A 17108-nucleotide genomic window follows, 5' to 3' on the forward strand; every position below is an offset into this window, starting at 1 on the left:
TATTTTTTTAGTGGAAATTGGCGAAAAAAATTTTTTGACTTTTTGTAAACGTTAACAATGTTGTTAAATCAATATAAGTAAAGAAGTACGTACGATTAAAAATTATAAATTTTCTAAAAATTCACTTGATTTATTTAGAAAGGAGAGTAAACTAGGAAACAATAAAAAATTCATAGAACATAGGAGGCGCTTCTAGTGAATGAGCAATGGATTTTCTTAAATGGAGAATTTGTTCCAAAAGATGAGGCAAAAGTTTCAGTATATGATCATGGCTATTTATATGGCGATGGAGTGTTTGAAGGAATTAGAGTTTATAGCGGTAATGTTTTCCGTTTGAGAGAGCATCTTGTCCGGTTGTATGAATCAGCAAAATCAATCCTTTTAGAAATTCCATATTCATTAGATGAAGTAACAAATATTGTTGTTGAGACGATTCGACAAAATAAATTATCTAATGGATACATTCGCCTTGTTGTATCAAGAGGAGCAGGAAATCTTGGATTGGATCCCGATTCATGTAAGAAGCCGAATGTAGTAGTAATTGCAGAACAATTATCTTTATTCCCACAAGAATATTATGAGAAAGGGATTCCAGTTGTAACAGTTGCAACGCGTCGAAATCGTCCCGATGTTTTATCCCCTCAAGTAAAATCTTTAAATTACTTAAACAATATTTTAGTTCGTATTGAAGCGAAATTAGCTGGAGTACAAGAAGCACTTATGTTAAATGATCAAGGATATGTAGCTGAAGGCTCAGGAGATAACGTGTTTATTGTTAAAGGAAATAAATTAATTACACCACCAAGTTCTGCTGGAGCGTTAGAAGGTATTACACGAAACGCCATTTTAGAAATCGGCGAAAAACTTGGATATGACGTAAGAGAAGAGTTATTTACAAGACATGATGTATATGTAGCTGATGAAGTGTTTTTAACAGGAACAGCTGCTGAAGTTATTGCTGTTACGACAGTAGATGGTAGAACGATTGGCTTAGGGCAAACAGGTCCACATACGAACCGTTTATTAGAAGAGTTTCGTAAGTTAGTTGTAGAAGATGGAGAGAAAATTTACGAAGAAAATAAAGTTGGATAACAACTTTTTTAACATAAGAAAGCGTTGATAGGGAGGAGTAGTTGATTGTGAAGCCTCACAGAGAGTCGGTGGTTGCTGAAAACCGATGGTTCACGTCGACGAACATCGCCCTTGAGTGCTAAGCTAAAGCATTTGTCTAGGCTTAGACGGTAGCTCCGTTATTAGCTAGATCCATTTATGGATCACTGAGGCAAGAGTATTCTTGCAAAGAAGGGTGGTACCGCGAAATCTTTCGTCCCTTCAGCACATAGCTGGAGTGTGGACGTAGGATTTTTTTATTGTATAAAAGTTTGAAAAAGGGGGCTTATAAGAACAATGTCTTCAAAAACGGAAGAGAAACTGGCAACTGGTGCACAGCTATTGTTAGAAGCGCTAGAAAAGGAAGGCGTAAAAGTGATTTTCGGTTATCCGGGTGGTGCCGTTTTACCTCTCTATGATGCACTGTATGATTGTGAAATTCCGCATATTTTAACAAGGCATGAGCAAGGGGCAATTCACGCTGCTGAAGGGTATGCCAGAATTACAGGGAACCCAGGGGTTGTAATTGCAACGAGTGGACCAGGTGCTACAAATGTAATTACGGGTCTAGCGGATGCGATGATTGATTCATTGCCACTTGTTGTATTTACAGGCCAAGTAGCAACAACGTTAATTGGGAGCGATGCTTTTCAAGAGGCGGATATTATGGGACTTACGATGCCAGTGACAAAACATAACTATCAAGTGCGAAAGGCCTCAGATTTACCTCGAATTATTAAAGAAGCATTTCATATTGCTAAAACAGGAAGACCAGGACCAGTCGTTATTGACCTTCCGAAAGATATGGTAGTCGAGAAAGGTGAGCGATGTAGCAATGTACAAATGGATTTACCAGGATATAACCCTAATTATGAACCGAATCTACTTCAAATAAACAAATTACTACAAGCAATTGAAACCGCAAAAAAACCGTTAATTTTAGCTGGAGCAGGTATACTGCATGCGAAAGCTTCGAAAGAATTGACAAGTTTTGCCCGTAAATATGAAATCCCTGTTGTGCATACGTTACTTGGACTTGGTGGTTTTCCGCCAGATGATGGGCTATTTCTAGGGATGGGGGGAATGCACGGTTCTTACACAGCCAATATGGCGTTATATGAATGCGACTTACTCATTAATATAGGTGCGAGATTTGACGATCGTCTTACTGGGAATTTAGCTTTTTTTGCTAAAGGGGCGACTGTTGCACATATCGATATTGATCCAGCAGAAATCGGGAAAAATGTGCCAACAGAGATTCCTATTGTTGCAAGTGCTAAGCGGGCGTTAGAAGTATTGCTTCAATCAGAAGGAAAGAAAGAAAATCATCATGAATGGCTCTCTTTATTAAAGAGTAGAAAAGAAAAGTACCCATTCTCTTATAAACGAAATTCTGAAAGTATTAAACCTCAATACGCGATTGATATGCTATATGAAATCACGAAAGGAGAAGCGATTGTAACAACAGACGTTGGGCAACATCAAATGTGGGCAGCACAATACTATCCGTTGAAAAATCCAGATAAATGGGTAACTTCTGGCGGATTAGGAACGATGGGGTTCGGATTTCCAGCAGCAATCGGTGCGCAAATTGCAAAGCCTGAAGAATTAGTTATTGCAATTGTTGGTGATGCTGGGTTTCAAATGACTCTGCAAGAATTAAGTGTATTAAAAGAACACGCTTTACCCGTTAAAGTATTTATTTTAAATAATGAAGCTTTAGGAATGGTAAGACAATGGCAAGATGAATTTTACAATCAAAGATATTCACATTCTTTATTGCCATGCCAACCAGATTTCGTCGCTCTTGCGAATGCGTATGGTATAAAAGGTGTTCGTATTGACGATCCACTTCTTGCAAAGAAGCAAATCCAGCATGCGATCGAATTACAAGAGCCAGTCTTAATCGATTGTCGTGTACTTCAATCAGAGAAGGTTATGCCGATGGTTGCACCAGGAAAAGGTGTTCACCAAATGGAGGGAGTGGAAAAAGGGTGAAGAGAATTGTTACAGCGACAGTTCGAAATCAAAGTGGTGTGTTAAACAGAATTACAGGGGTTATGACACGAAGACATTTTAATATTGAAAGTATTTCAGTAGGTCATACAGAATCATCAGATATATCGCGAATGACGATTGTTGTACACGTTGAAAGTGAACAGCAAGTTGAGCAGTTAATTAAACAACTTCATAAGCAAATCGATGTTCTGAAAGTATCAGATATTACAGAAGAAGCAATGATTGCTAGAGAGCTTGCTCTTATTAAAGTAGCAACTTCTGTAGCGAGGGCAGAATTATATAGTTTAATTGAACCATTTCGAGCCGCTGTAATAGATGTTGGGAAGGATTCCATAGTTGTGCAAGTAACAGGTACGCAAGATAAAGTAGAAGCGTTAATTGAATTACTTCGTCCATACGGTTTAAAAGAAATTGCTAGAACAGGTGTAACAGCATTTACACGTAGTATGAAAAAACAAGATAAGCAAGTTATGTTAATTCAATAATCATTTAAATATAGGGGGAAATGAAAATGGCAAAAGTTTATTATGAGAAAGATGTAACAGTAAATGTATTAAAGGAAAAGAAAGTAGCAATCATCGGATATGGCTCGCAAGGTCATGCGCATGCGCAAAATTTACGTGATAACGGATTTGATGTAGTAGTAGGTTTAAGAAAAGGTAAGTCTTGGGATAAAGCGAATGAAGATGGGTTTTCTGTATATACAGTAGCAGAAGCAGCGGAAAAAGCTGATGTAGTAATGATTCTATTACCTGATGAATTACAACCAGAAGTATATGAAGCTGAAATTGCACCAAATTTACAGGCTGGAAACTCTCTCGTGTTCGCACATGGATTTAATGTTCACTTTGATCAAGTAAAACCACCAGCTAATGTAGATGTATTTCTAGTAGCGCCAAAAGGACCGGGGCATCTCGTACGCCGTACGTTCGCCGAGGGAGGGGCTGTTCCTGCATTATTTGCAGTATATCAAGATGCAACAGGAGTTGCGACTGAAAAAGCACTTTCTTATGCTGACGGAATTGGAGCAACGAGAGCTGGTGTATTAGAAACGACGTTTAAAGAAGAAACAGAAACAGATTTATTTGGAGAGCAAGCTGTACTCTGCGGTGGAGTGACTGCACTTGTAAAAGCAGGATTTGAAACGTTAGTTGATGCGGGATACCAGCCTGAACTTGCATATTTTGAATGTTTACATGAACTGAAGCTAATCGTTGACCTTATGTATGAAGGTGGACTTGAAAATATGAGATATTCAGTTTCAGATACAGCGCAGTGGGGAGACTTCGTATCAGGACCACGCGTTGTTACTGAAGATACGAAGAAAGCGATGGGGGCAGTATTAGCAGAAATTCAAGATGGTACATTTGCAAGAGGCTGGATTGCAGAGCATAAAGCAGGAAGACCAAATTTCCACGCGACAAATGAGAAAGAGAATGAACATGAAATCGAAGTAGTAGGACGTAAATTACGTGAAATGATGCCTTTCGTACAGCCGCGAGTAAAGGTAGGGATTAAATAATATGAAGCAGATTTTGTTCATGGATACAACGCTTCGTGATGGCGAACAATCACCAGGAGTAAATTTAAATGAACAAGAGAAGTTACAAATTGCTAGGCAATTAGAGAGGCTTGGTATTCATGTAATGGAAGCTGGATTCGCGGCAGCTTCCGAAGGTGACTTCCAATCGGTAAAACGCATCGCGAATACAATTCAAAATGCTACGGTTATGAGTTTAGCTAGAGCGAAAGAAAGTGACATTCGAAGAGCATATGAAGCTGTGAAAGGTGCTGTATCTCCTCGTCTACACGTATTTCTAGCTACGAGTGATATTCATATGAAATATAAACTTTGTATGTCAAAAGAAGATGTGTTAAATAGTATTCATCGTTCGGTTACGCTTGGAAAATCATTATTTCCGACAGTACAATTTTCTGCAGAAGATGCGACAAGAACATCGAGAGCATTTTTAGCTGAAGCAGTAGAAACTGCGATTCGCGCAGGAGCGAATGTAATTAATATTCCGGATACAGTTGGATATACGAATCCGGAAGAATATTATTCTCTTTTTAGATACTTACAAGAATCCGTTCCATCATATGAAAAAGCGATTTTTTCTTGTCATTGTCACGACGATCTTGGTATGGCAGTAGCAAATTCGTTAGCTGCGGTTGAAGGCGGAGTATTGCAAGTAGAAGGAACGATTAATGGCATTGGAGAAAGAGCAGGGAATGCAGCGTTAGAAGAAGTTGCGGTTGCTCTTCATATTAGAAAAGATTTTTATAAAGCAGAACCTTCGATGACTTTAAAAGAGATTAAGGCAACGAGTACATTAGTAAGCAGGTTAACGGGTATGGTTGTACCGAAAAATAAAGCAATCGTTGGAGCGAATGCATTTGCTCATGAATCAGGCATCCACCAAGATGGGGTTCTAAAAGAAGTAACAACTTATGAAATTATCGAACCAGCGCTTATAGGAGAATCTCAAAATCTCTTTGTACTTGGGAAACATTCTGGCCGTCATGCGTTTACGGAAAAAATGAAAGAGCTTGGTTATGAATTTACAAATGAAGAGCGAGATGCGGCATTCGAATCATTTAAAAAATTGGCGGATCGTAAAAAGGAAATTACTGAGGAAGATTTACGCGCAATTATGCTTGGTGAAGCAGCATTTGCAGCCCAGCAATATAACATTACGCAATTACAAGTGCATTTCGTATCAAATAGTACACAATGCGCAACAGTTGTGCTTAAGGATGAGGAAGGAAATGTATATGAAGATGCAGCCACTGGTTCTGGTAGTATTGAAGCGATATACAATGCGATTCAAAGAATTTTAGGATTAGAATGTGAATTGGCAGATTATCGCATACAATCTATTACACAAGGTCAAGATGCACTTGCTCACGTTCATGTTGAATTAAAAGAAGGTAGTCACCAAATATCAGGTTTTGGAGTTGCGCAAGACGTATTGGAAGCGTCGGCGAGAGCTTATGTCCATGCAGCAGGGAAATTAAAATCTCTTATAGCGCTTGTGAAATAAATATTTGATAGGTGAGAGAAGCTTTCCTCACCTATCAAATAAAAAGTTCTGAAAATTCAGTTAAAAGGAGTGTTAAAAATGGAAAAACGTATCGTTTGTTTAGCTGGTGATGGTGTTGGTCCAGAAGTTATGGAAAGTGCGAAGGAAGTATTGCATATGGTAGAAAGGCTATATGGACATCATTTTCATTTGCAAGATGAGTACTTTGGTGGTGTTGCTATTGATTTAACTGGGCAACCATTACCACAGCGAACACTTGCCGCCTGTTTAGCGAGTGATGCGGTTTTACTTGGAGCAGTAGGTGGACCAAGGTGGGATAGTGCGAAAGAAAGGCCTGAGAAAGGATTATTAGCATTAAGAAAAGGACTCGGTGTATTTGCGAATGTTCGCCCTGTAACGGTAGAAAGTGCAACTGCACATTTATCACCATTAAAAAATGCTGATGAAATTGATTTCGTTGTCGTTCGTGAATTAACAGGCGGAATTTATTTTTCTTATCCGAAAGAGCGAACGGAAGAAGTGGCGACAGATACACTTACGTATCATCGACATGAAATTGAACGTATCGTTTCGTATGCCTTTCAATTAGCAAATAAGCGGAAGAAAAAAGTAACATCTATTGATAAAGCGAATGTTTTAGAGTCTAGTAAACTATGGAGAAATGTGACAGAAGAAGTAGCACTTCGCTACCCAAATGTGGAAGTAGAACACATTTTAGTAGATGCAGCGGCTATGGAATTAATTCGGAATCCAGGAAGATTTGACGTTATTGTAACGGAAAATTTATTTGGTGATATTTTAAGTGATGAGGCTTCAGTATTAGCTGGATCATTAGGAATGCTTCCATCAGCAAGTCACGCTGAAAAAGGGCCTTCATTATACGAGCCTATTCACGGATCAGCACCGGATATTGCGGGGAAAAATAAGGCGAATCCAATTGCGATGATGCGTTCTGTTGCAATGATGCTTGGGCAATCGTTCGGATTAACGAGAGAAGGATATGCAATTGAAGAAGCAGTTTCTGCAGTCCTTAAATCTGGAAAATGTACAGCAGATATCGGGGGGACTGAAACGACAACTTCGTTTACAAAGGCAGTTATTCAAGAAATGGAAGAGCAAGCGTTAGTAGGGAGAGGAAGATAATGGGGAAAAGGTTACTAGATAAGCTTTGGGAAAGACATGTAGTTGCGACAAATGAAAATGGATTGGATTTATTATATATCGATCTACATCTTGTTCATGAAGTAACGTCACCGCAAGCCTTTGAAGGCTTGCGGCTTACAAATCGAACAGTCCGCAGACCAGATTTAACATTTGCAACGATGGATCATAATATTCCAACGAAAGATGTTTGGAATATTACCGACCGCATTGCGAAGCAGCAACTAGATACACTTCGGGAAAACTGTAAACAATTTCAGGTGCCATTAGCGGATATCGGAGATGAAGAGCAAGGGATCGTTCATGTTATAGGACCAGAACTTGGACTCACACAGCCAGGAAAAACGATTGTTTGTGGTGATAGTCATACAGCAACTCACGGTGCTTTTGGCGCACTAGCGTTTGGTATTGGTACGAGTGAAGTGGAACATGTATTGGCAACGCAAACGTTATGGCAACGAAAACCGAAAGCGATGGGCATTGAGTTAAAAGGAAAGTTACCGCAAGGTGTTTATGCGAAAGATATTATTTTACACCTTCTTTCAAAGTACGGAGTAGCAGTTGGAACAGGTTACGTAATGGAATTTTACGGAGAGGCCATTCATGCTATGGATATGGAAGAGAGGATGACGCTTTGCAATATGGCAATTGAAGGGGGAGCAAAGGCTGGCATTATTGCACCAGATGAAAAAACGGTTGCTTACGTAAAAGGGCGTAAATATGCGCCGAAAGACTATGAATCTATTAAGGAAAAATGGTCAGAACTTTATACAGATTTAGATGCAGCTTATGATTTACATATTCTAGTAGATGTTACGGGTTTAGCGCCGTACGTTACGTGGGGAACAAATCCTAGTATGGGTGTTCGGATTGATGAGAAATTGCCAGAAAAGCATGATGCAAATGACGAAAGAGCGTTTTCTTATATGGGGTTGAGTCCCGGACAAAGTACGTATGACATTCCAGTTCAACATGTTTTCATTGGATCTTGTACAAATTCCAGGCTTTCTGACTTAGAAATTGCTGCATCTGTCGTGAAAGGTAAAAAAGTAAAAGAAGGTGTGCGAGCACTTGTTGTACCTGGATCTCAAAGGGTAAGAGAAGCAGCGATGCATAAAGGATTACATCGCATATTTGAAGAAGCTGGATTTGAATGGAGAGAGCCCGGATGCTCAATGTGTCTAGGTATGAATCCAGATCAAGTGCCTGAAGGAGAACATTGTGCCTCTACGTCAAATCGCAATTTTGAAGGAAGACAAGGAAAGGGAGCACGAACGCATTTAGTTAGCCCGGCAATGGCGGCAGCGGCTGCGTTACATGGTCATTTTGTTGATATTAGAAAGGAGATTTATGATGGAGCCATTTCGTATTCATAAAGGTACTGCCGCAGTACTGATGAATGATAACATTGATACAGATCAAATTATTCCGAAGCAATATTTAAAGAGAATTGAAAGAACTGGGTTTGGGAAGTTTTTATTTGATGAGTGGCGATATGATAATAATCGCCAAGAAAACCCTAATTTCCCGCTTAATGCGCAAGAAAGAAAAGGAGCCAGCATATTAATCACAGGTGATAATTTTGGATGTGGCTCGTCTAGAGAACATGCTCCATGGGCGCTTGCTGATTATGGTTTCCGCGTTATTATCGCTGGAGGATTTGCCGATATCTTTTATATGAATTGTATGAAGAATGGCATGTTACCGATTGTAATGGACAAAGATATGCGTGAACAACTTGCAAAAACAGATGCGAGGGAACAAATCACAGTTGATTTAGAAAATGAAATAATTATAACGAATATGCACAGATTCCATTTTACAATCGAGAAAATGTGGAAAGAGAAGTTATTGAATGGTTTAGATGAAATTAGTATTACAATGCAATATGAACAAGAAATAAAAGAGTATGAAAGAAAAGTGGCTTTACATTAAAAAAAGTGACGGAATATTAAAAATGTATTTACATTCAAAATTAACTGTTATATACTATGTGAAAATCAGAGGAGAAAGGGAGTAAGTATTATGAATACAATAAAATCTATTACAATGCTTACACAACTACATCATCATACATGAAACCCTTGAACCTAGCGTGAAAACGTGTAGGTACAAGGGTTATTCCCGTTGTACCTACACTCTACTGAAGAGCCTTGTAGGTATTTTGTCTACAAGGCTCTTTTTATTTTCGGCTTAGGTGAATGGAATAGGCATACATTAGAAGGGGAAAGGTGTGAAAATTTAGATGACAAAATGGAAACGGGCGAACCCGAATGGAACGAGAGATTATTTATTCGAAGAATGTACGTTAATTGAAGAAGTGGAGCAAAAATTAAGGCTTACTTTTTTAGAGAGAGGTTATGAGGAAATAAGAACACCTACAATTGAATTTTATGATGTTTTTGCATTTCAAAATAGACCGATAGATGAAGAGAAGATGTATAAATTTTTTGATGAAAAGGGAAGGATTATCGTTTTACGTCCAGATATGACAATTCCTTTAGCAAGAGTGATTGGAACACAGAGATGGGATACGCCACTTAAAGTGACGTATAGCGGGAATGTATTTCGAGCCAATGAATCCCATTCTGGAAAATATAATGAAATCGTACAAAGTGGTATTGAAGTTATCGGGATTGATAATGTAAGAGCTGAAATTGAATGTGTAATAAGTGTCATTCAAGCACTTCAAAAGTTGAAGGTGCAATCTTTTACAATTGAGATTGGGCAAGTACAGTTATATAAATGTATTGTAAAAAAACTCTCCATCCATGATGAAGAAGAAAGGGTACTTAGAACGTATATAGAAAGTAAAAATTATGCTGCCCTCTCAAATTTTATCGGAGAAAAGAAATTAGATCGATGCGATGAGACAGTAAGATTACTTGAGAAATTACCAAGGCTATTTGGAAATTTAGAAGTTATTGAGGAGGCAGAAAAGCTTGCTTCAAGTAATGAAATGAAAATGGCAATTGCAAGAGTAAAAGAAATGTATGAAACAATTGAAACGTTAGGATATGGTTCTTACATATCAATTGATTTGGGCATGATTCAACACTTAGATTACTATACGGGTGTTATTTTCAAAGGATATATATATGAAATTGGAGAAGAAATCGTTAGTGGCGGAAGATACGATGAGCTAATTGGGAATTTTGGAGAAATGCTGCCAGCTGTTGGACTCGCGGTACAAGTAAATCAAATTGTGAAGGCGCTGCAAGAGCAGCAAGAACCATATGAACGAAATCAAATTGATATTGTGATTCATTATGAGTTAAATAGATTAGCGGAAGCAGAAAGGTTACGAAATTTACTTCGAAAGGATGGGAAAAATGCTTGGTTATCTCTATTCTCTAATTTAAGCGATACCTTTCAATTTGCAAGAAAAAATAAAATAGGAACGGTCGTTGAGGCAAAGAATGAATATTTAGTGGAATATGTATGGAATGAGAAATGGGTAGTCCAGAAAGAAGGAGAGGCTTCATGCGTAACATTCAAATTGCGTTAACGAAAGGAAGGTTAGAAAAACATGTCATTCCACTTTTTGAGCAGATTGGAATTGATTGTTCCGATCTCAAAAATAAAGGTCGGAAGCTTGTATTTCAAAGTAAAAATACAAATGTTTCATTTATTTTAGTAAAAGCGGTTGATGTTGCTACTTATGTAGAACATGGGGTAGCTGATATTGGGATCGTTGGAAAAGATATTTTAATGGAAAACGAGAAAGATATTTATGAAATGCTGGATTTAGGAGTGGGGATTTGTAAGTTTTGTGTTGCTTCTATTCCTACGTATAATCCGAAGAGTTACCGGAAGAAAAGAATTGCTACGAAATACCCGCATATTACTTCTACTTATTTTCATGATAAGGGAGAGGATGTAGAAATTATTAAAATAGAAGGTTCTGTAGAAATCGCTCCTCTTCTTGGATTGGCAGATGCGATTGTAGATATTGTTGAAACAGGAAAAACATTACAAGAGAATGGACTTATTGTATTTGAGGAAATGCACTCTATATCGGCTCGGATGATTGTAAATAAGGCAGCCTTAAAAACTAAAAAAGACGAAATATTCAGTATTATAAATATGATGGAGCAAGAAATCTTATCAGGGAAATAGGAGGACTTAAAATGAAAATCATTTATGAAGACTTTAAGGAGGCATTATCTAAAGTAAAAGTGCTAAGAGAAAACGCTAATATAATAGAAGAAACTGTTCAAAGAAGTGTAAGAGAAATCATTAGAAATGTAAGGGAAGGGAAAGATGAAGCTTTATCTTTCTATACAAAAAAGTTTGATGATGTAGAGATGAAAGATTTTCGTGTAAGTGAAGAAGAAATACAGCAAGCGAGTATGTTTGTAGAGAATTCATTTTTAGAAGCTTTAAAAGAGGCGAAGAAAAACATTGTTTCGTATCACGAAAAGCAAAAGAAGCACTCAATATTCGATTGTGAAAGTAAAGGCATAATTAGAGGGCAACTCATTCGGCCGTTAGAAAATGTAGGTGTATATGTACCGGGTGGGACAGCCTCATATCCTTCTTCAGTATTAATGAATGTATTGCCGGCGAAACTCGCAGGTGTGAAAAAGATTGTAATGGTAACACCGCCGAGGAAAGGAGGAATTGATCCGCATATATTAGCTGCTGCAAATCTTGCGGGAGTAGCTGAAATTTATACGATAGGTGGCGCGCAAGCAATTGCTGCTTTAGCATACGGGACGGAATCGATTCCGAAAGTGGATAAAATAGTTGGACCGGGAAATTTGTATGTCGCTCTAGCGAAGCGAGAAGTATACGGAATAGTAAATATCGATATGATTGCTGGTCCATCAGAAATTGTAGTTGTCGCGGATGAAACAGGTAATGCAAAATATATCGCAGCGGATTTATTATCGCAAGCAGAGCATGATGAGAGAGCAACGGCGATTTGTATTACAACGAATATGGAACTAGCTAAAGAAGTAGAAAAAGAGATAGAAAGACAGTTAGAAATGTTACCAAGAAGTGAAATTGCACGTGAATCAATAAATAGAAATGGAGCCATCTTTATCGTTCCTTCTTTAGAGGAGGCACTAAAGTTATCAAATGAAATTGCTCCAGAACATTTAGAGTTACATATAAAAGAACCGATGAATGCTCTAGATTATGTGAAACATGCAGGTTCTATTTTCCTTGGGTCATATGCACCTGAACCGCTCGGGGATTATTTAGCGGGACCGAATCATGTATTACCAACGAGCGGAACGGCAAGATTTTTTTCTCCGTTATCAGTCGATGATTTCGTGAAAAAATCAAGTTTTATTTCTTATACGGAGGAAGCATTAAAAAATGTACAGCATCACATTGTAGAGCTTGCAAATAAAGAAGGGTTACATGCACATGCGAGAGCAATCCAAATAAGGTTTGAGGAGGAAAAATAATGCGTCAGTCCAGTCAAGTACGTGAGACGACAGAAACAAAAATTAAATTAAATTTGCAGCTTGATGAAAGTACAAATGTATCTATTCAAACAGGGGTTGGTTTTTTCGATCATATGCTTACTTTATTTGCTAGACATGGAAGATTTGGATTGCAAGTTGAAGCAGAGGGGGATGCATTTGTCGATGCACATCACACCGTTGAAGATGTTGGAATTGTACTCGGAAATTGCTTGAAAGAAGCATTGCAAAACAAAGAGGGAATTAATCGTTACGGTTCTGCGTATGTACCGATGGATGAATCTTTAGGATTTGTCGCAATTGATATAAGTGGACGCTCATATTGTGTATTTCAAGGGGAATTAACAAATCCGAAGCTTGGGGATTTTGATACAGAATTGACGGAAGAATTTTTTAGAGCAGTTGCACATGCTGCCAATATTACATTACATGCGCGCGTTCTATACGGAAGTAATACGCATCACAAAATTGAAGCAGTATTTAAAGCTTTTGGTAGAGCGCTTAGAGAAGCGGTCGAAAAAAATGCCAACATTACTGGTGTAAATTCAACGAAAGGGATGTTGTAATTGATTGCCATTATAGATTATGGAATGGGGAATATTCGCAGTGTAGAGCAAGCATTAAAATATATTGGGGCAGAGTACATTGTAACGAGTGATAAAGAAGAGATATTGAGAAGCGATGGCGTGATTTTACCGGGAGTAGGTGCATTTCCGAAAGCGATGGACGTATTAGAAGAAAGAGATTTAGTGTGTGTACTAAAAGAGGTTTGTGATATAGGAAAACCTCTCCTCGGTATATGTTTGGGCATGCAGCTTTTATTTGAACGAAGTGAGGAACTAAAAGATTGTAGCGGGTTAGGTTTACTACCAGGGGAAATTCGTAAGTTAAAAGTTTCGTATAAAATTCCTCATATGGGATGGAATGAATTAAGGAAGGAAAGAGAATTTCCGCTTTGGAATGGATTAGTGGATGGTTCTTTCGTTTATTATGTTCACTCATATTACGCGGATTGTCCAGATGAAATTGTATGCGGAGTAAGTGATTATGGAATGCAAGTACCAGGGTTTGTAGCGAAAGGAAATGTATTTGGTGCACAGTTTCATCCAGAAAAAAGTGGTGAAATTGGCATGCAAATATTAAAAAATTTTCAAGGGGTGGTAGAAGCATGGAAATCTTCCCAGCTATCGATTTAAAAGAAGGACGATGCGTTAGACTTTATCAAGGAGAGTTTAGTAAAGAAACGGTGATGAATGAAGATCCGGTAGCGCAGGCAATCATATTTGAAAAGCTTGGAGCGGAAATACTACACATTGTTGATTTAGACGGTGCAATTGCTGGCGAGTCGTTAAATTTGCCCGTCATTGAAAAAATCTGCAAGGCGGTACGTATTCCTGTGCAAGTGGGAGGAGGAATTCGTTCACTTGTAGCGGTGGAGAAGTTATTGTCAGTAGGTGTAGAAAAAGTGATTTTAGGAACAGCAGCTCTTTATGATAAGTCATTTTTAGAGGAAGCAGTTCGTCTATATAAAGAGAAAATCATTGTTGGAATTGATGCGAAAAATGGTTTCGTAGCAACGAGAGGTTGGCTTGATCTGTCTGAAATTTCTTATATTAGTTTAGCGAAACAAATGGAAAGTTTAGATGTTCAAACGATTGTGTTTACAGACATTTCGAAAGACGGGACGCTTGCAGGGCCAAATTTTGAACAATTGGCGTTACTTCAAAAAAGTGTGGGCATTCGTCTCATTGCCTCTGGAGGAGTGGCATCTATTCAAGATGTGAAAAAGTTAAATGATATGAATATATATGGTGTCATAATTGGAAAGGCGCTTTACGAGAAAACGATTGATTTAGAAGAAGTGTTACAGGTAACGAAGTTATGTTAGCGAAACGAATTATTCCATGTCTAGATGTGAAAGAAGGGCGAGTCGTAAAGGGGGTAAATTTTATAGGATTACAAGATGTCGGTGATCCGGTTGAAATAGCTGAAGCATATAACGTGGCAGGGGCAGATGAAATCGTATTTTTAGATATTACAGCGACTCATGAAGGAAGAAAAACGATTATAGATGTTGTAGAAAAAACAGCAGCTAAAGTATTTATTCCTCTTACGGTTGGCGGGGGGATTTCAAGTGTGAAAGATATGTACAATTTACTAAGAGCTGGAGCAGACAAAGTTTCAATAAACTCAGCGGCAGTGCGAAATCCGAAGCTAATCGAAGAGGGCGCAGAACACTTTGGATCACAATGTATTGTCGTGGCAATTGACGCTAGAAAAGTAGCAGAAGATAAATGGAACGTATACGTCAACGGCGGAAGAGTTGACACAGGAATGGATGCCATAGAATGGGCGAATCGTGTTGTTAAGCTCGGGGCGGGTGAAATTTTGTTAACGAGTATGGATGCAGATGGAACGAAAAGTGGATATGATCTTCGTTTAACAGAAGAAATTTCAAAAAGTGTTTCCATTCCAGTCATCGCATCAGGAGGCTGTGGTCATACGGATCACATTATAGAAGTTTTTCAAAAGACAACAGTTGATGCAGCATTAGCGGCATCCATCTTTCATTATGGTGAGGCGACAGTGCAGAGTGTAAAGCGAAAATTAAGAGATGCAAATGTTGAGGTGCGGTTATGAAACCTAATTTTTCAAAAGGATTAATACCGGCAATTGTCATCGAAGAAGGTACGAAAGAAGTTTTAATGCTAGCTTATATGAATGAAGAAGCATATGAAAAAACGTTAGAGACGAAAAGAACATGGTTTTACTCTCGTTCGAGGCAGTCGTTATGGAATAAGGGAGAAACATCAGGGAATGTTCAATATGTGCAATCTCTATACTTAGATTGTGATCAAGATTCAATTGTTGTGAATGTGAAACAAGTAGGACCTGCTTGTCATACGGGGGAGAAGACATGTTTTCACTATCAAATTATATAGGGGGATACATATGGAAAATGCCTTTAAGTTGCTGTATAAAACAATTGAAGAACGAAAGGAAAGCCCACTTCCTGAATCGTATACAAATTATTTATTTTCAAAAGGAGAAGATAAAATTTTAAAGAAAATTGGTGAAGAGTGTGCTGAAGTAATTATCGCATGTAAAAACAATGATAAAGAAGAAGTAGTGAAAGAAATGGTTGATGTATTTTATCACTGTTTCGTTTTATTAGCTGAAAAAAATATCGCATTGGAAGATGTCATGCGAGAGGTGAAAGAACGAAATGGAAAGCTTTCGAGAATTGGGGATAGAAGGGAAATAGATACATTATAAGGGGGAATGTATATGAAAGTAGATTATCATCTTCACTTAGAAGAAGGACCGTATTCAATAGGGTGGCTTGCTAAAATAAATGAAGCGTTGGAATGTTATGAACCGCTTCAAGAAAGGCATTCTATGGATTGGCTTATGAAAACACAAGAGCGTTTGCAAAAACGTGTGAAGGAAGGGCCATTTACAACAGAATGGATAGATCTATATTTAGAAGAAGCTGTGCGAAAAGGAATAAAAGAAGTGGGAATTGTTGATCATCTATATCGTTTTCATGAAGCAAAAGGATATTATGAAAAATATGTAGATATTAGTGATTCTAAGCTCGGTCGTATACAAAAAGAATGGTTAGATCAAGTAAGGGTAGTTTCACTGTATGATTTTACAAAGGCAATTGAAGAGGCGAAAGAACGATGGAGTAAAAGAGGTGTCAAACTTAAACTTGGAATTGAAGCGGATTATTTTATTGGTTGTGAAGGAGAGTTAAAAGAATTATTAGCGCTAGGAGACTTTGATTATGTAATTGGTTCCGTTCATTTTCTAAATGGCTGGGGATTTGATAATCCAGATACGAAAGAATATTTTGAGGTGCATGACCTACGCGCATTATACGATACGTTTTTTAAAACAGTTGAGAGTGCGATTCGTACCGAGTTATTTGATATTATCGCTCATCTAGATAATATAAAGGTATTTAATTATCGATTGGATGAGAATGAACAGCTTTCTTATTATAAGGAAATTGCCTGTGCGTTAGTAGAAACGAATACGGCAACAGAAATAAATGCAGGATTGTACTATCGTTATCCTGTTCGTGAAATGTGCCCAAGTCCACTATATTTACAAGTATTAGCTAAGTATGGTGTTCCAATTACGATTTCTTCGGATGCCCATTATCCAAATGATTTAGGAAACTATGTACAAGAGAATGTACAAACATTACGAGCTCACGGTGTTACTCAGATTGCAACATTTACGAAGCGAGCAAGAGTAATGAGGTCGCTTGAAGAAGAAGTAAGAATTTCAAAATGAAACGCAATTTTTTGATGAAAACCACCCTTTT

18 protein-coding genes and 1 other annotated feature are annotated in these 17108 nt (G+C 38.0%); all 18 genes read left to right on the forward strand.

All coding sequences use genetic code 11. The features are described from left to right. The first annotated feature begins 195 nt into the window (after positions 1–195). Positions 196–1092 (forward strand): branched-chain-amino-acid transaminase, encoded by an 897-nt coding sequence (gene ilvE, locus ACS2FK_RS08015; protein ID WP_001005486.1) that lies wholly within the window; start codon positions 196–198, stop codon positions 1090–1092. 15 nt (positions 1093–1107) lie between these two features. Then, positions 1108–1335, forward strand: a binding site (T-box leader). 72 nt (positions 1336–1407) lie between these two features. Further along, entirely contained in the window at positions 1408–3108 is a 1701-nt protein-coding gene (gene ilvB / locus ACS2FK_RS08020; RefSeq protein ID WP_063546919.1) for an acetolactate synthase large subunit, read from the forward strand. Continuing rightward, entirely contained in the window at positions 3105–3614 is a 510-nt protein-coding gene (ilvN, locus tag ACS2FK_RS08025; RefSeq protein ID WP_000822952.1) for an acetolactate synthase small subunit, read from the forward strand. Before ilvB ends, ilvN begins: the two co-directional genes overlap by 4 nt. 26 nt (positions 3615–3640) lie before the next feature. Next, positions 3641–4651, forward strand: a complete 1011-nt coding sequence (gene ilvC / locus ACS2FK_RS08030; protein WP_001151740.1) for a ketol-acid reductoisomerase — start codon at positions 3641–3643, stop codon at positions 4649–4651. Between the two features lies 1 nt (position 4652). Further along, positions 4653–6173 carry a 2-isopropylmalate synthase gene (gene leuA / locus ACS2FK_RS08035; protein ID WP_063546920.1) on the forward strand — a complete coding sequence of 507 codons (1521 nt, stop codon included), beginning with the start codon at positions 4653–4655 and terminating at the stop codon, positions 6171–6173. Positions 6174–6251: 78 nt separating this feature from the next. After that, on the forward strand, positions 6252–7316 hold the full coding sequence (leuB, locus tag ACS2FK_RS08040; RefSeq protein ID WP_000415378.1) for a 3-isopropylmalate dehydrogenase: 1065 nt from the start codon (positions 6252–6254) through the stop codon (positions 7314–7316). Next, positions 7316–8710, forward strand: a complete 1395-nt coding sequence (gene leuC, locus ACS2FK_RS08045; protein WP_063546921.1) for a 3-isopropylmalate dehydratase large subunit — start codon at positions 7316–7318, stop codon at positions 8708–8710. The genes leuB and leuC overlap by 1 nt, the downstream gene beginning before the upstream one ends. After that, positions 8688–9269 (forward strand): 3-isopropylmalate dehydratase small subunit, encoded by a 582-nt coding sequence (gene leuD, locus ACS2FK_RS08050; protein ID WP_000433187.1) that lies wholly within the window; start codon positions 8688–8690, stop codon positions 9267–9269. The genes leuC and leuD overlap by 23 nt, the downstream gene beginning before the upstream one ends. Before the next feature lie 310 nt (positions 9270–9579). Further along, positions 9580–10842, forward strand: coding sequence for an ATP phosphoribosyltransferase regulatory subunit (locus ACS2FK_RS08055; protein WP_000170292.1), 1263 nt, complete (start codon positions 9580–9582; stop codon positions 10840–10842). Beyond that, positions 10818–11453, forward strand: coding sequence for an ATP phosphoribosyltransferase (gene hisG / locus ACS2FK_RS08060; RefSeq protein WP_029441809.1), 636 nt, complete (start codon positions 10818–10820; stop codon positions 11451–11453). The genes ACS2FK_RS08055 and hisG overlap by 25 nt, the downstream gene beginning before the upstream one ends. Positions 11454–11464: 11 nt before the next feature. Beyond that, on the forward strand, positions 11465–12754 hold the full coding sequence (hisD, locus tag ACS2FK_RS08065) for a histidinol dehydrogenase (protein ID WP_063546922.1): 1290 nt from the start codon (positions 11465–11467) through the stop codon (positions 12752–12754). Next, entirely contained in the window at positions 12754–13338 is a 585-nt protein-coding gene (hisB, locus tag ACS2FK_RS08070; RefSeq protein WP_053564914.1) for an imidazoleglycerol-phosphate dehydratase HisB, read from the forward strand. The genes hisD and hisB overlap by 1 nt, the downstream gene beginning before the upstream one ends. Beyond that, positions 13339–13968 (forward strand): imidazole glycerol phosphate synthase subunit HisH, encoded by a 630-nt coding sequence (gene hisH, locus ACS2FK_RS08075; RefSeq protein ID WP_053564913.1) that lies wholly within the window; start codon positions 13339–13341, stop codon positions 13966–13968. After that, on the forward strand, positions 13941–14660 hold the full coding sequence (gene hisA, locus ACS2FK_RS08080; RefSeq protein ID WP_000402295.1) for a 1-(5-phosphoribosyl)-5-[(5-phosphoribosylamino)methylideneamino]imidazole-4-carboxamide isomerase: 720 nt from the start codon (positions 13941–13943) through the stop codon (positions 14658–14660). Before hisH ends, hisA begins: the two co-directional genes overlap by 28 nt. Beyond that, the gene (hisF, locus tag ACS2FK_RS08085; protein ID WP_000880113.1) at positions 14654–15412 is read left to right on the forward strand and encodes an imidazoleglycerol phosphate synthase cyclase subunit; all 759 of its coding nucleotides are present in this window, start codon (positions 14654–14656) and stop codon (positions 15410–15412) included. Before hisA ends, hisF begins: the two co-directional genes overlap by 7 nt. Beyond that, positions 15409–15714 (forward strand): phosphoribosyl-AMP cyclohydrolase, encoded by a 306-nt coding sequence (gene hisI, locus ACS2FK_RS08090; protein WP_000803964.1) that lies wholly within the window; start codon positions 15409–15411, stop codon positions 15712–15714. The genes hisF and hisI overlap by 4 nt, the downstream gene beginning before the upstream one ends. A 10-nt stretch (positions 15715–15724) precedes the next feature. Further along, a complete protein-coding gene (gene hisE, locus ACS2FK_RS08095; RefSeq protein ID WP_000426354.1) occupies positions 15725–16048 on the forward strand; it encodes a phosphoribosyl-ATP diphosphatase in 324 nt (107 codons plus the stop codon). A 12-nt stretch (positions 16049–16060) separates the two neighbouring features. Next, entirely contained in the window at positions 16061–17077 is a 1017-nt protein-coding gene (locus ACS2FK_RS08100) for a histidinol phosphate phosphatase domain-containing protein (RefSeq protein WP_063546923.1), read from the forward strand. The last annotated feature ends 31 nt before the right edge of the window (positions 17078–17108 follow it).

This window comes from Bacillus cereus group sp. BceL220 (genome assembly GCF_051776965.1).
GTDB classification, from domain to species: Bacteria; Bacillota; Bacilli; order Bacillales; family Bacillaceae_G; genus Bacillus_A; species Bacillus_A cereus.

What these genes read in the sequence shown, in the direction of transcription:
- ACS2FK_RS08055 (WP_000170292.1), top strand. Translation starts at nt 9,580, where the DNA reads ATGACAAAATGGAAACGGGCGAACCCGAATGGAACGAGAGATTATTTA.
- leuC (WP_063546921.1), top strand. Translation starts at nt 7,316, where the DNA reads ATGGGGAAAAGGTTACTAGATAAGCTTTGGGAAAGACATGTAGTTGCG.
- hisB (WP_053564914.1), top strand. Translation starts at nt 12,754, where the DNA reads ATGCGTCAGTCCAGTCAAGTACGTGAGACGACAGAAACAAAAATTAAA.
- ilvB (WP_063546919.1), top strand. Translation starts at nt 1,408, where the DNA reads ATGTCTTCAAAAACGGAAGAGAAACTGGCAACTGGTGCACAGCTATTG.
- leuD (WP_000433187.1), top strand. Translation starts at nt 8,688, where the DNA reads ATGGAGCCATTTCGTATTCATAAAGGTACTGCCGCAGTACTGATGAAT.
- leuB (WP_000415378.1), top strand. Translation starts at nt 6,252, where the DNA reads ATGGAAAAACGTATCGTTTGTTTAGCTGGTGATGGTGTTGGTCCAGAA.
- hisG (WP_029441809.1), top strand. Translation starts at nt 10,818, where the DNA reads ATGCGTAACATTCAAATTGCGTTAACGAAAGGAAGGTTAGAAAAACAT.
- leuA (WP_063546920.1), top strand. Translation starts at nt 4,653, where the DNA reads ATGAAGCAGATTTTGTTCATGGATACAACGCTTCGTGATGGCGAACAA.
- ACS2FK_RS08100 (WP_063546923.1), top strand. Translation starts at nt 16,061, where the DNA reads ATGAAAGTAGATTATCATCTTCACTTAGAAGAAGGACCGTATTCAATA.
- hisD (WP_063546922.1), top strand. Translation starts at nt 11,465, where the DNA reads ATGAAAATCATTTATGAAGACTTTAAGGAGGCATTATCTAAAGTAAAA.
- hisI (WP_000803964.1), top strand. Translation starts at nt 15,409, where the DNA reads ATGAAACCTAATTTTTCAAAAGGATTAATACCGGCAATTGTCATCGAA.
- hisE (WP_000426354.1), top strand. Translation starts at nt 15,725, where the DNA reads ATGGAAAATGCCTTTAAGTTGCTGTATAAAACAATTGAAGAACGAAAG.
- hisA (WP_000402295.1), top strand. Translation starts at nt 13,941, where the DNA reads ATGGAAATCTTCCCAGCTATCGATTTAAAAGAAGGACGATGCGTTAGA.
- ilvC (WP_001151740.1), top strand. Translation starts at nt 3,641, where the DNA reads ATGGCAAAAGTTTATTATGAGAAAGATGTAACAGTAAATGTATTAAAG.
- hisF (WP_000880113.1), top strand. Translation starts at nt 14,654, where the DNA reads ATGTTAGCGAAACGAATTATTCCATGTCTAGATGTGAAAGAAGGGCGA.